At 59.6% G+C, this 12,498-nt stretch carries 17 protein-coding genes; 8 read left to right on the top strand and 9 right to left on the bottom strand.

Annotated elements, in window-relative coordinates:
- Window positions 1-9: 9 nt before the first annotated feature.
- The 9 genes from rapZ to PMA3_RS25080 all read right to left on the bottom strand — a co-directional run bounded on the left by rapZ (window position 10) and on the right by PMA3_RS25080 (window position 6,745).
- Window positions 10-867, bottom strand: coding sequence for an RNase adapter RapZ (rapZ, locus tag PMA3_RS25120; protein ID WP_064679720.1), 858 nt, complete (start codon window positions 865-867; stop codon window positions 10-12).
- A gap of 2 nt (window positions 868-869) precedes the next feature.
- Window positions 870-1,334, bottom strand: a complete 465-nt coding sequence (ptsN, locus tag PMA3_RS25115) for a PTS IIA-like nitrogen regulatory protein PtsN (RefSeq protein WP_064679719.1) — start codon at window positions 1,332-1,334, stop codon at window positions 870-872.
- Window positions 1,335-1,346: 12 nt separating this feature from the next.
- Window positions 1,347-1,655, bottom strand: coding sequence for a ribosome hibernation-promoting factor, HPF/YfiA family (hpf, locus tag PMA3_RS25110; RefSeq protein WP_007941242.1), 309 nt, complete (start codon window positions 1,653-1,655; stop codon window positions 1,347-1,349).
- Window positions 1,656-1,729: 74 nt separating this feature from the next.
- On the bottom strand, window positions 1,730-3,223 hold the full coding sequence (locus tag PMA3_RS25105; RefSeq protein WP_064679718.1) for an RNA polymerase factor sigma-54: 1,494 nt from the start codon (window positions 3,221-3,223) through the stop codon (window positions 1,730-1,732).
- Between the two features lie 183 nt (window positions 3,224-3,406).
- Entirely contained in the window at window positions 3,407-4,132 is a 726-nt protein-coding gene (gene lptB / locus PMA3_RS25100; RefSeq protein ID WP_064679717.1) for an LPS export ABC transporter ATP-binding protein, read from the bottom strand.
- Window positions 4,132-4,680, bottom strand: a complete 549-nt coding sequence (lptA, locus tag PMA3_RS25095; protein WP_064679716.1) for a lipopolysaccharide transport periplasmic protein LptA — start codon at window positions 4,678-4,680, stop codon at window positions 4,132-4,134. The genes lptB and lptA overlap by 1 nt, the downstream gene beginning before the upstream one ends.
- Window positions 4,667-5,239, bottom strand: a complete 573-nt coding sequence (lptC, locus tag PMA3_RS25090; protein ID WP_064679715.1) for an LPS export ABC transporter periplasmic protein LptC — start codon at window positions 5,237-5,239, stop codon at window positions 4,667-4,669. Before lptC ends, lptA begins: the two co-directional genes overlap by 14 nt.
- A gap of 7 nt (window positions 5,240-5,246) precedes the next feature.
- On the bottom strand, window positions 5,247-5,771 hold the full coding sequence (locus tag PMA3_RS25085) for a KdsC family phosphatase (RefSeq protein ID WP_064679714.1): 525 nt from the start codon (window positions 5,769-5,771) through the stop codon (window positions 5,247-5,249).
- Complete coding sequence (locus tag PMA3_RS25080; RefSeq protein ID WP_064679713.1) at window positions 5,771-6,745, bottom strand: KpsF/GutQ family sugar-phosphate isomerase; 975 nt, start codon at window positions 6,743-6,745, stop codon at window positions 5,771-5,773. The genes PMA3_RS25085 and PMA3_RS25080 overlap by 1 nt, the downstream gene beginning before the upstream one ends.
- Before the next feature lie 278 nt (window positions 6,746-7,023).
- On the opposite strand from PMA3_RS25080, the gene PMA3_RS25075 reads away from it, so the two are divergent.
- The 8 genes from PMA3_RS25075 to hisG all read left to right on the top strand — a co-directional run bounded on the left by PMA3_RS25075 (window position 7,024) and on the right by hisG (window position 12,470).
- The gene (locus PMA3_RS25075) at window positions 7,024-7,833 is read left to right on the top strand and encodes an ATP-binding cassette domain-containing protein (protein ID WP_064679712.1); all 810 of its coding nucleotides are present in this window, start codon (window positions 7,024-7,026) and stop codon (window positions 7,831-7,833) included.
- Complete coding sequence (gene mlaE, locus PMA3_RS25070; RefSeq protein WP_064679711.1) at window positions 7,833-8,630, top strand: lipid asymmetry maintenance ABC transporter permease subunit MlaE; 798 nt, start codon at window positions 7,833-7,835, stop codon at window positions 8,628-8,630. The genes PMA3_RS25075 and mlaE overlap by 1 nt, the downstream gene beginning before the upstream one ends.
- The gene (gene mlaD, locus PMA3_RS25065; protein ID WP_064679710.1) at window positions 8,630-9,097 is read left to right on the top strand and encodes an outer membrane lipid asymmetry maintenance protein MlaD; all 468 of its coding nucleotides are present in this window, start codon (window positions 8,630-8,632) and stop codon (window positions 9,095-9,097) included. The genes mlaE and mlaD overlap by 1 nt, the downstream gene beginning before the upstream one ends.
- An 11-nt stretch (window positions 9,098-9,108) precedes the next feature.
- Window positions 9,109-9,762 (top strand): MlaC/ttg2D family ABC transporter substrate-binding protein, encoded by a 654-nt coding sequence (locus PMA3_RS25060; protein WP_064679709.1) that lies wholly within the window; start codon window positions 9,109-9,111, stop codon window positions 9,760-9,762.
- Complete coding sequence (locus PMA3_RS25055) at window positions 9,759-10,064, top strand: STAS domain-containing protein (RefSeq protein ID WP_064679708.1); 306 nt, start codon at window positions 9,759-9,761, stop codon at window positions 10,062-10,064. Before PMA3_RS25060 ends, PMA3_RS25055 begins: the two co-directional genes overlap by 4 nt.
- Window positions 10,065-10,178: 114 nt before the next feature.
- Window positions 10,179-10,418 (top strand): BolA family protein, encoded by a 240-nt coding sequence (locus PMA3_RS25050; protein WP_007912386.1) that lies wholly within the window; start codon window positions 10,179-10,181, stop codon window positions 10,416-10,418.
- Window positions 10,419-10,440: 22 nt separating this feature from the next.
- The gene (gene murA / locus PMA3_RS25045; RefSeq protein ID WP_064679707.1) at window positions 10,441-11,706 is read left to right on the top strand and encodes a UDP-N-acetylglucosamine 1-carboxyvinyltransferase; all 1,266 of its coding nucleotides are present in this window, start codon (window positions 10,441-10,443) and stop codon (window positions 11,704-11,706) included.
- 128 nt (window positions 11,707-11,834) lie between these two features.
- Window positions 11,835-12,470, top strand: coding sequence for an ATP phosphoribosyltransferase (gene hisG, locus PMA3_RS25040; protein ID WP_007901570.1), 636 nt, complete (start codon window positions 11,835-11,837; stop codon window positions 12,468-12,470).
- Window positions 12,471-12,498 lie beyond the last annotated feature (28 nt).

Below are 12,498 nucleotides of genomic sequence, written 5' to 3'. Positions count from 1 at the left end.
GTGAATCCTTTAGCTGAGGTCGCGGTGGCGAACCTGGACGTTCTTCAGGGTATTTTGCAGGGCCTGACCCAGGCGTTCGGTCAGGTAGACGGAGCGGTGATGCCCGCCGGTGCAGCCAATGGCGATGGTGACGTAAGCGCGATTGCTGGCCGCAAAGCGGGGCAGCCACTTGAGCAGGTAGGTAGAAATGTCCTGGAACATTTCTTCGACGTCCGGCTGTGCTGCCAGGTAGTCGGCGACCGGCTTATCGAGCCCGGACTGTTCGCGCAATTCCGGCTTCCAGTAGGGATTCGGCAAACAACGTACGTCGAATACCAGGTCGGCGTCCACCGGCATGCCACGCTTGAAACCGAACGACTCCACCAGGAACGCCGTACCGGGTTCCGGTTGATTCAGCAAACGCAGCTTGATGGTATCGCGCAACTGATACAGGTTCAGGTTGGTGGTGTTGACCTTGAGATCGGCGAGGTCGGCAATCGGCCCGAGCAGCATGCTCTCATCGCTGATCGCCTCCGCCAGTGAACGGTTGGCATTGCTCAGCGGGTGACGCCGGCGGGTCTCCGAAAAACGTTTGAGCAAGGTTTCTTCGTCGGCGTCCAGATACAGTACATCGCACTGGATATGCCGGCTGCGGACTTCTTCCAGCAGCTCGGGAAAGCGTGAAAGGTGGCTCGGCAAGTTACGCGCGTCGATGGACACGGCAACCAGCGGCTGGGCGAGCTCGGTGTGGATCAACGCACGTTCGGCCAGCTCCGGCAGAAGCCCGGCAGGCAGGTTGTCGATGCAGTAGAAGCCGTTGTCCTCGAGAACATCGAGCGCGGTACTTTTACCTGAGCCGGAACGGCCACTGACGATGATCAAGCGCATGATTAATGACCGTTTTGCTCGTCCAGGACAACCTGATACAAGGCTTCATTGCTCGGGGCGCTGCGCAGCTTATCGCGTACTTCCTTGCGATCGAGCATGCTGGCGATCTGGCGCAGCAGCTCCAGGTGCGCATCGGTAGCGGCTTCCGGGACCAGCAGCACGAACAGCAGGTCAACCGGGGCACCGTCGATGGCGTCGAAATCGATGGGAGCGTCCAGATGCATCAAGGCACTGACGGGTGAGGTGCAGCCCTTGAGCCGACAATGGGGGATGGCGATGCCGTTGCCAAAACCGGTCGAGCCGAGTTTTTCACGGGCAATCAGAGCCTCGAAGACATCTTGCATCTCCAGATCCGGCACTTCTTTATGGATGAGGTTGGCAATTTGCTCGAGGGCTTTCTTTTTACTGCCGCCCGGCACGTTCACGAGGGAACGGCCGGGGGTCAGGATGCTTTCAAGTCGGATCATGGGTTGGGAGTGTTAACGACCGGTCGCGCCCTGGAGGAGGCTCTGGGTCTTTTCCTTATGCTTTTTGAGTTGTTTATCCAGCTTGTCGGTCAATGCGTCGATGGCCGCGTACATATCGGTATGTTCCGCGTTGGCGACGACTTCATTGCCGGGAATATGCAGCGTGGCTTCGATTTTCTGCTTCAGCTTTTCGACCGTCATCGTGACCTGCACGTTGGTGATCTTGTCGAAGTGCCTCTCCAATCGTTCGAGTTTTTCGCCGATGTAGGTGCGAAGAGGTTCGGTCACTTCCAGTTGGTGTCCACTGATGTTGACTTGCATACAGCTTCTCCTTCGTTGCCAGTGCATAAAGCGGCAGGCAGAAATGCCTGCCACTGGAACGCTGTGGCGTGGCTCTACATCAACCGCTTGCGTTCGCTCGAAGGCGCGATCCCGAGGGATTCGCGGTACTTGGCGACGGTGCGGCGAGCCACCTGAATGCCTTGTGCCTCCAGTAAACCAGCGATCTTGCTGTCACTCAACGGCTTTTTCTGATTTTCCGCTGCAACCAGTTTTTTGATGATCGCGCGGATCGCCGTGGACGAGCATTCACCGCCTTCCGAGGTGCTGACGTGGCTGGAAAAAAAGTATTTCAGTTCATAGATGCCCCGGGGGGTATGCATGAATTTCTGCGTGGTCACCCGGGAAATCGTCGACTCGTGCATGCCCACCGCCTCGGCAATGTCATGCAGCACCAACGGCTTCATGGCTTCGTCGCCGTACTCCAGGAAGCCGCGCTGATGCTCGACGATCTGGGTGGCCACCTTCATCAGGGTTTCGTTGCGGCTCTGCAGGCTCTTGATGAACCAGCGGGCTTCTTGCAACTGATTGCGCATGAAGGTGTTGTCGGCACTGGTGTCGGCGCGGCGCACGAAACCGGCGTATTGGGCGTTGACCCGCAGCCGTGGCACCGATTCCTGGTTCAGCTCCACCAGCCAGCGCTCGTTGTCCTTGCGCACGATGACATCGGGGACGACGTATTCGGCTTCGCTGGACTCGATCTGCGAGCCAGGACGCGGGTTGAGGCTCTGCACCAGCTCGATCACCTGGCGCAGTTCATCTTCCTTGAGCTTCATGCGGCGCATCAGCTGGCTGTAGTCGCGGCTGCCAAGCAGGTCGATGTAATCGCTGACCAGACGCTTGGCCTCGGCCAGCCACGGGGTCTTGGCGGGCAATTGGCGCAATTGCAGCAACAGGCATTCGCCCAGGTTGCGGGCGGCGATGCCGGCGGGTTCGAATTGCTGGATGCGATGCAGGACGGCTTCTATTTCGTCCAGTTCGATGTCCAGTTCCGGGTCGAAGGCTTCGAGAATTTCCTCGAGGGTTTCGTCCAGGTAGCCCTGATTGTTGATGCAGTCGATCAGGGTCACGGCAATCAGGCGATCGGTGTCGGACATCGGTGCCAGGTTCAGTTGCCACAGCAGATGGCTTTGCAGGCTCTCACCGGCCGATGTACGGGTAGTGAAGTCCCACTCGTCGTCATCGTTGCTCGGCAGGCTGCTGGCGCTGGTCTGGTAAACGTCTTCCCAGGCGGTATCGACCGGCAGTTCGTTGGGAATGCGCTCGTTCCAGTCACCTTCCTCGAGGTTATCCACCGTCGGGGCGGTTTCCTGGTAGGAGGGTTCCGTCACATCGGCGTTGGGTTGCTGTTCGGCTTTGTCGGCCAAGGGGTCGGCGTTATCGAAGTCGTCGCCTTCTTCCTGGCGTTCGAGCATCGGATTGGACTCCAGGGCCTCCTGGATTTCCTGTTGCAGGTCCAGGGTCGACAATTGGAGCAGGCGGATGGCCTGTTGCAGCTGCGGTGTCATCGTCAGCTGCTGGCCCATTCTCAAGACTAGCGATGGTTTCATGGCAGGGGCTTAACACCTTATTCGCCGGCGCACATGCGCCATCCACTACAGGGCGCCGGAGCGCCAAACATAAGCAAATTATATGCCCGAAACTTTAGCGTTTGCCTAGAGCGTTGTAACAATAAAAAAGTGTTGATTTTTTATCGAGACAAGCGCTTGAGCGACAGCTGGACACCTCAGCGCCTACAGGCGGAACTCATGGCCCAGATACACTTCCTTGACCAGCTCGTTGGCCAGGATGGTGTCGGAGTCGCCTTCGGCGATCAGTTGGCCATCGTTGACGATATAGGCGGTTTCGCAGATATCCAGGGTTTCGCGGACGTTGTGGTCCGTGATCAGCACACCAATGCCCTTGGCCTTGAGGTGATGGATGATCTGTTTGATGTCGCCTACCGAAATCGGGTCCACGCCGGCGAAGGGTTCGTCGAGGAGGATGAATTTCGGATTGGTGGCCAGTGCCCGGGCGATTTCCACGCGGCGGCGCTCACCACCGGACAGGCTCATGCCGAGGTTGTCGCGGATGTGGTGGATATGGAATTCCTGCAGCAGGCTTTCCAGCTCCTTGCGACGACCAGCCTTGTCGAGCTCCTTGCGGGTCTCGAGGATCGCCAGGATGTTATCGGCCACCGAGAGCTTGCGGAAGATCGACGCTTCCTGCGGAAGATAGCCGATACCGGCTTTCGCGCGACCGTGCATCGGCTGATGGCTGACATCCAGATCATCGATCAGTACGCGGCCCTGATCGGCCTGTACCAGGCCGACGATCATGTAGAAGCAGGTGGTTTTGCCGGCGCCGTTAGGGCCGAGCAAGCCGACGATCTGACCGCTGTCGATCGACAGGCTGACGTCGCGCACGACCTGGCGGCTCTTGTAGCTCTTGGCCAGATGCTGAGCTTTCAGAGTTGCCATTACTGGGCCTTTTGCTCGTCGGTTTTCTTTTTCGGCTGGATCACCATGTCGATGCGCGGGCGCGACTCGGTCACCTTGTTGCCTGTAGCGCGACCGGCGCTCGCCAGTTTCTTCTCTGTGTCGTAGACGATTTTCTCGCCCTGGGTGACGTTGTTGTCCTTGTCGATGACTTTGGCGCGATCGATCAGCACGACGCGGTTTTGCGAGGCGTGGTACTGGATAGTGACGCCATAGCCCTGAACCGGCTTGGTGTCGCCGGCGGTCTGCAGTTGCTCGAAGTAGGCGAGGTTGCCCACCGAGGTCACCACGTCGATATCGCCGGCCGGGGTGCGGGTGATGGTCACGGTGTTGCCGGTGACCTTCATCGAACCCTGGGTGATGATCACGTCGCCCTTGTAGGTGGCAACGCCATTCTTGTCGTCCAGTTGGGCATCGTCGGCTTGAATGCGGATAGGCTGCTCTTGATCGTTCGGCAGAGCCCAGGCGCTCACGCTTCCCAGTGCTGCGCCCAGACTGAGCAAAATAGGGAGGGTTTTAACGAGCCTCATACTGTCCTCTTACGTTCGATAGCAGGTGTATCCTGCTTTCTTTCAAATACGCTTTCATGCCCGTGCCGGTCGACACACCACCCGCGCCGTCGATTCTAACGGGTTGCTCGGTCTGCGCATATTGCCGCTGCGGGAACACGGTCATGCGAGTGCTGGTAATAATGGTCGTGCGCTTTTTTTCGTCGGTGCGGGCGATACGTACCGAGTCGATCAGTTCGACTTCGGTTCCGCCGGAATTGACTTCGCCGCGTTCGCTCTGCACGTGCCACGGAAACTCGGTGCCGCGGAACATGTTCAGGTCCGGCTTGCTGACCAGCGTCACGTCAGTGGCCTTGAGGTGTTCGACCTTGTCGGACGTCATGTCGTACTGCAATTTGCCATCTGGCAGGTACTGCACGGTATGGGTGTTGGTCGCGTACCAGTCGATCCGGGTTTCATCGGCCTTGGCGGCCGGCTTGTCGAGGAAGCGCTCCGGACTGATGTTCCAGTAACCGACCGCCGCGAAAATGGCGGCGATGCACCCGAACACCAGGAATTTGCGAATCGTTTTGCTCAGCATAGTGGGCTCACAGGTACGCGGCGTTGGCCGCATCGAGACGGCCCTGGGCGCGCAGGATCAATTCGCAGAATTCGCGAGCGGCACCTTCGCCGCCACGGGCCAGGGTGATGCCGTGGGCGTGTTCACGCACGAAACTGGCGGCACTGGCCACCGCCATGCCCAGGCCGACGCGGCGAATGACCGGCAGGTCCGGCAAGTCGTCGCCGAGGTAGGCGACCTGTTCATAGCTTAGGTCGAGTTGCGCCAGAAGCTCGTCGAGCACCACCAGTTTGTCTTCGCGACCCTGGTACAGGTGTGGAATGCCGAGGTTCTTCGCCCGTCGCTCGACCACCGGGGTCTTGCGTCCGCTGATGATAGCGGTCTGCACGCCGGCTGCCATCAACATCTTGATGCCCTGGCCGTCGAGGGTGTTGAACGTCTTGAATTCGCTGCCGTCTTCCAGGAAATACAGGCGTCCGTCGGTCAGTACGCCATCGACGTCGAATATCGCCAGCTTGATGTTCTTGCCGCGTTCCAGCAGATCGGTGCTCATTACATTACTCCTGCACGCAGCAGATCGGACAGGTTGAAGGCGCCGATCGGACGGTCCTCCTTGTCCACCACCACCAGTGCGTTGATTCGATGGTCTTCCATGATTTTCAGGGCCTCGGCGGCCAGCATTTCAGGGCGAGCCGTCTTGCCATGCACGGTCATGACCTGGTCGATGGTGGCGTGATGGATGTCGATGGCGCGGTCCAGGGTGCGGCGCAAATCGCCGTCGGTGAAGATCCCGGCGAGTTTACCATCGGCTTCCAGGATCACCGTCATGCCCAGACCTTTACGGGTCATTTCCATCAGCGCGTCCTTGAGCAGGGTGCCGCGCTGCACCTGCGGCAGTTCCTGCCCGGCGTGCATGACGTTTTCCACTTTCAGCAGCAGGCGTCGGCCAAGGGCGCCGCCGGGATGGGAAAAGGCGAAATCTTCAGCGGTAAACCCCCGGGCTTCGAGCAGCGCAACGGCCAGGGCATCGCCCATGACCAGGGCCGCAGTGGTCGACGACGTCGGTGCCAGGTTCAGCGGGCAGGCTTCGTGTTCGACGTGCACGTTGAGATTGACCTCGGCAGCCTTGGCCAGCGGGGAGTCGGGGTTGCCGGTCATGCTGATCAGCTGGATGCCCAAGCGCTTGATCAGTGGCAGCAGGGTCACGATTTCATTGGTCGAGCCGGAGTTCGACAGCGCCAGAATGACGTCGTCGCGGGTGATCATGCCCATGTCGCCGTGGCTGGCTTCGGCCGGGTGCACGAAAAAAGCCGTGGTGCCGGTGCTCGCCAGGGTGGCGGCAATCTTGTTGCCGATGTGCCCTGACTTGCCCATGCCGACCACGACCACGCGGCCCTTGCTGGCCAGAATCATCTCGCAAGCGCGTACGAAATCCGCGTCGATACGGGGCAACAAGCCGGTGACGGCTTCCAGTTCGAGGCGGACGGTGCGTTGTGCAGACTGAATCAGGTCGCTGGATTGGCTCATGTCGGAAATCGTATAGCCTGATGAAAAGGCGGCGATTATAACGGTTATGATCGAAAGCCTCACGCAAGTTCGTCGCGCTTTGTCACTCCCTGTTACTTAATCCCTGCAAATACACGCTTTTGCCCTGTCATGTTGCGGAACATGAACCGGCGTGGGCCTTGGGCGCTTGGCCTTTGCAGTGATATAGTTCGCCGCCAGTTCGGCCCTGCCCGGGGAGGCATGTGCTTTCGCAAGAAAGTCAGGCGTCCGAGTGAGAGGCTGCATCGCAAGGAGTTTAGATGAGTGCCGATAACGCCTACGCGGTCGAGCTGAAGGGACTGACCTTCAAGCGCGGTGCGCGCAGCATTTTCAATAACGTCGATATCCGTATACCGCGCGGCAAGGTCACCGGCATAATGGGGCCTTCCGGGTGTGGCAAGACCACGCTGTTGCGTTTGATGGGCGCCCAATTGCGCCCGACCAAGGGCGAGGTCTGGGTCAACGGTCAGAACCTGCCGAAGCTGTCGCGCAGCGACCTGTTCGATGCGCGCAAGCACATGGGCGTGCTGTTTCAGAGCGGCGCGCTGTTCACCGATCTCGATGTGTTCGAGAACGTCGCCTTTCCGCTACGGGTTCATACCGAGCTTCCGGAAGAAATGATCCGGGACATCGTCCTGCTCAAATTGCAGGCCGTGGGCTTGCGTGGCGCCATCGACCTGATGCCTGACGAGCTGTCCGGCGGCATGAAGCGCCGTGTCGCGCTGGCCCGGGCGATTGCCCTCGATCCGCAGATCCTCATGTATGACGAGCCCTTTGTCGGTCAGGATCCGATCGCCATGGGCGTGCTGGTGCGCCTGATCCGCCTGCTCAACGATGCGCTGGGCATCACCAGCATCGTGGTGTCCCACGACCTGGCCGAGACCGCGAGCATTTCCGACTACATCTATGTGGTGGGCGAAGGGCAGGTATTGGGGCAGGGCACGCCCGAGGAACTGATGAACTCCCAGGAGCCACGGATTCGCCAGTTCATGACCGGCGAACCCGACGGTCCGGTCGCCTATCACTTTCCAGCGACGGATTTCCGCGCAGATCTTCTGGGGAAGCGTTGATGCGCAAGATTTCACTGATAGAAAGAGTGCGCCGTTTCGGCCACTCCGGAATTGACGTGCTGGCAGTGTTCGGTCGTTCGGCGATATTCCTGTTTCATGCCTTGTTCGGCCGTGGCGGCATTGGCGGCGGTTTCGGGCTGCTGGTCAAGCAACTGCATTCGGTGGGCGTGATGTCCCTGGTGATCATCGTGGTCTCCGGAGTGTTCATCGGCATGGTGCTGGCGCTGCAAGGCTTCAACATCCTGTCCAGCTATGGATCGGAGCAGGCGGTCGGGCAGATGGTTGCGCTGACGTTGCTGCGTGAACTGGGGCCGGTGGTCACCGCCTTGCTGTTCGCCGGGCGCGCAGGTTCGGCCCTGACGGCCGAAATCGGCAACATGAAATCCACCGAGCAATTGTCCAGCCTGGAAATGATCGGTGTCGACCCGCTCAAGTACATCATTGCCCCGCGCCTGTGGGCCGGCTTCATTTCCCTGCCGGTGCTGGCGATGATTTTCAGCGTGGTGGGTATCTGGGGCGGTTCGTGGGTGGCCGTCGACTGGCTGGGTGTCTATGAAGGCTCCTACTGGTCGAACATGCAGAACAGCGTGACCTTTGCCGACGATGTGCTCAACGGCATCATCAAAAGCATTGTCTTCGCCTTTGTCGTGACCTGGATCGCCGTGTTCCAAGGCTACGACTGCGAGCCCACTTCCGAGGGGATCAGTCGTGCCACTACCAAGACCGTGGTGTATGCCTCTTTGGCAGTGCTCGGCCTGGACTTTATTCTGACCGCCTTGATGTTTGGAGATTTCTGATGCAAAACCGCACCCTGGAAATCGGTGTCGGCCTTTTCTTGCTGGCTGGCATCCTGGCTTTGCTGTTGCTGGCGTTGCGGGTGAGTGGCCTGTCCCCGAGCGCAACGACCGATACATATAAACTTTATGCCTATTTCGACAATATCGCCGGTTTGACGGTCAGAGCTAAAGTGACCATGGCCGGTGTGACCATCGGCAAGGTCACGGCGATCGATCTGGACCGCGACAGTTTCACCGGCAGGGTGACCATGCAGCTGGAGAAGACGGTAGATAATCTGCCGACCGATTCCACCGCATCTATCCTGACCGCTGGCCTGTTGGGCGAGAAGTACATCGGTATCAGCGTGGGCGGCGAAGAAGGCTTGCTCAAGGAGGGTGGGACCATCCACGACACCCAGTCGTCGCTGGTGCTCGAGGACCTGATCGGTAAATTCCTGCTCAATACCGTTAGCAAAGAAGCCAAATAAGGAGTTTTTGAATGATCTCTATCCTGCGACGTGGCCTGTTGATATTGCTCGCGGCCGTGCCGTTGATGGCTAACGCTGTGGCGGCGCCGTCGGCGCACGAACTGATTCAGGACACGACTACCCGGTTGCTGGCCGACCTGGCTGCCAACAAGGAAAAATACAAGCAAAGCCCGAAGGACTTCTACGATGCGCTGAACGGTATCGTCGGGCCGGTGGTCGATGCCGAGGGGATATCCAGAAGCATCATGACCGTGAAGTACTCGCGCAAGGCCACGCCCGAGCAAATGCAGCGCTTCCAGGAAAACTTCAAGCGCAGCCTGATGCAGTTCTATGGCAACGCGTTGCTCGAATACAACAACCAGGGCATCACCGTTTCGCCGGCCAAGGACGAAAGCGGCACCCGGACCAGCGTCGACATGCAGGTCAGGGGCAGCAGCGGTTCGATCTATCCTGTGTCCTACACACTCGAGAAAATCAACGGCGAGTGGAAGGTGCGCAACGTGATCATCAACGGCATCAACATCGGCAAGCTGTTCCGCGATCAGTTCACTGATGCGATGCAGCGCAATGGCAACGACCTGGACAAGACCATCGACAATTGGGCCGGAGAAGTCGCCAAAGCCAAGGAAACCACGGAAAAAGCCGCCGAGAAGCAAACTCAATGAGTGTGTCGGCCATTCGCATGAGCGACGCCGGCGAGCTGCTGCTCAGCGGCATGCTGGACTACCGCACCGGTCCCGGCCTGCGCAAGCAGGGCCAGGCGCTGATCAAGTCCAGCAAGGCCGCTACGCTGGTGGTCGATTGTTCGGCCGTGTTGAAGTCCAGCAGTGTCGGCTTGTCGCTGTTGCTGTGCTTCATGCGTGATGCAGAGGCGGCCGGCAAGGCGTGGAGCATCCGTGGAATGCCCGAAGACATGCGTGAAATCGCTCAGGTCAGCGAATTGACCGAGCTGTTGGCGCAACCCTAACCAGCATCTATGAACAAGCCCCCCGTCAGAGTCCTGCTTCGCGGGGTTCGCAGGCGCGGGGCTTTTTTGTATGATGTCCGACCCGCGCGCACAGGGCGCCGATTGAGGTTGAGCATGCAGGCCGTAGAAGTGAAGAGCTTCCTTGAAGGAAAGCTGCCCGGAACGCTGGTAGAAGTTGAGGGCGAAGGCTGCAACTTTCAGCTGAACGTGATTAGCGATGAACTGGCGGCGTTGAGCCCGGTCAAGCGTCAGCAGCAGATCTATGCCCATTTGAACCCATGGATCACCGATGGCAGCATCCATGCGGTCACTATGAAATTTTTCAGCAGCGCGGCCTGGGCCGAGCGCACCTGAGCCCAAGGGCGTCGAGATTCTTATGGATAAATTGATAATTACCGGTGGCGTTCGTCTTGATGGCGAAATCCGCATCTCCGGGGCAAAGAACTCTGCCCTGCCGATCCTGGCGGCCACCTTGCTGTGCGATGGCCCGGTGACCGTTGCCAACCTGCCGCACCTGCACGACATCACCACCATGATCGAGCTGTTCGGTCGCATGGGCATCGAGCCTGTGATCGACGAGAAGCTCAGCGTCGAAATCGACCCGCGCACCATCAAGACCCTGATCGCCCCGTACGAACTGGTCAAGACCATGCGTGCGTCGATCCTGGTGCTGGGCCCGATGGTTGCCCGTTTCGGCGAAGCCGAAGTCGCACTGCCTGGCGGTTGCGCCATCGGTTCGCGTCCGGTTGACCTGCACATCCGCGGTCTTGAAGCCATGGGCGCCATCATCGACGTCGAAGGCGGCTACATCAAGGCCAAGGCGCCTGAAGGCGGCCTGCGCGGTGCGCACTTCTTCTTCGATACCGTCAGCGTGACCGGCACCGAAAACATCATGATGGCCGCCGCACTGGCCAAGGGCCGCAGCGTGCTGGCAAACGCCGCTCGCGAGCCTGAAGTCATCGACCTGGCGAACTTCCTGAACGCCATGGGCGCCAAGATCACTGGCGCCGGCACCGACACCATCACCATCGATGGCGTCGAGCGTCTGCACCCGACCACCTACAAGGTAATGCCCGACCGTATCGAGACCGGCACCTACCTGGTGGCCGCGGCGGTCACCGGCGGTCGGGTGAAGGTCAAGGACACGGATCCGACCATCCTCGAAGCCGTCCTGGAAAAGCTCCGTGAATCGGGTGCCGAAATCACCTGTGGCGAAGACTGGATCGAACTGAACATGCACGGCAAGCGGCCAAAAGCCGTCAACGTGCGCACGGCTCCGTACCCGGCGTTCCCGACCGACATGCAGGCGCAGTTCATCTCCCTCAACGCCATTGCCGAAGGCACCGGTGCCGTGATCGAGACGATCTTCGAAAACCGCTTCATGCACGTGTACGAACTGCACCGCATGGGCGCCAAGATCCAGGTCGAGGGCAACACTGCCATCGTTACCGGGACCGAGAAGCTCAAGGGCGCGCCAGTGATGGCCACCGACCTGCGTGCATCAGCCAGCCTGGTCATCTCGGCGCTGATCGCCGAAGGCGACACCCTGATCGACCGCATCTACCACATAGACCGTGGTTACGAGTGCATCGAAGAGAAGCTGCAGATGCTCGGCGCCAAGATCCGCCGCGTACCGGGCTAGTTTCTGTTGCATGGGCACAGGGACGTGCCCGTTGGTTTCGTTTCAAGTCGAGCCTGTTTCAGGCTCGATGTGTGTCCGGCGCCATTTGCGACCGGGCATCAGTAGCCTGATAAGGACTGACGTTTCCCATGTTGACCATCGCACTGTCCAAGGGCCGCATCCTTGACGACACCTTGCCGCTTCTGGCTGAAGCGGGCATCGTGCCGACCGAGAATCCGGACAAGAGCCGCAAGCTGATCATCCCCACGACCCAGGCCGATGTCCGCCTGCTGATCGTGCGCGCCACCGATGTGCCGACTTACGTCGAGCATGGCGCCGCCGACCTCGGTGTCGCCGGTAAAGATGTGCTGATGGAATATGGCGGCCAGGGTTTGTACGAACCTCTGGATCTGCGGATTGCCCTCTGCAAGCTGATGACCGCTGGCCGTGTTGGCGATGTCGAGCCCAAGGGCCGTTTGCGGGTGGCGACCAAGTTCGTCAACGTTGCCAAACGCTACTATGCCGAACAGGGCCGTCAGGTCGACATCATCAAGCTCTACGGCTCGATGGAACTGGCGCCGCTGATCGGTCTGGCAGACAAGATCATCGACGTGGTCGACACCGGCAACACCCTGCGCGCCAATGGCCTGGAACCCCAGGATTTCATCGCCGACATCAGCTCCCGCCTGATCGTCAACAAGGCTTCGATGAAAATGCAGCACGCCCGTATCCAGGCGTTGATCGACACCCTGCGCAAGGCAGTGGAGTCTCGACACCGCGGCTGATTCACCTGCGCGACGCTGAGTCGCGCCC

Origin of the sequence: Pseudomonas silesiensis (genome assembly GCF_001661075.1) — a bacterium.
Classification (GTDB): Bacteria; Pseudomonadota; Gammaproteobacteria; order Pseudomonadales; family Pseudomonadaceae; genus Aquipseudomonas; species Aquipseudomonas silesiensis.
The sequence above is the reverse complement of the archived record's forward strand: the minus strand, read 5'-3'. Positions and strand labels throughout refer to the sequence as shown.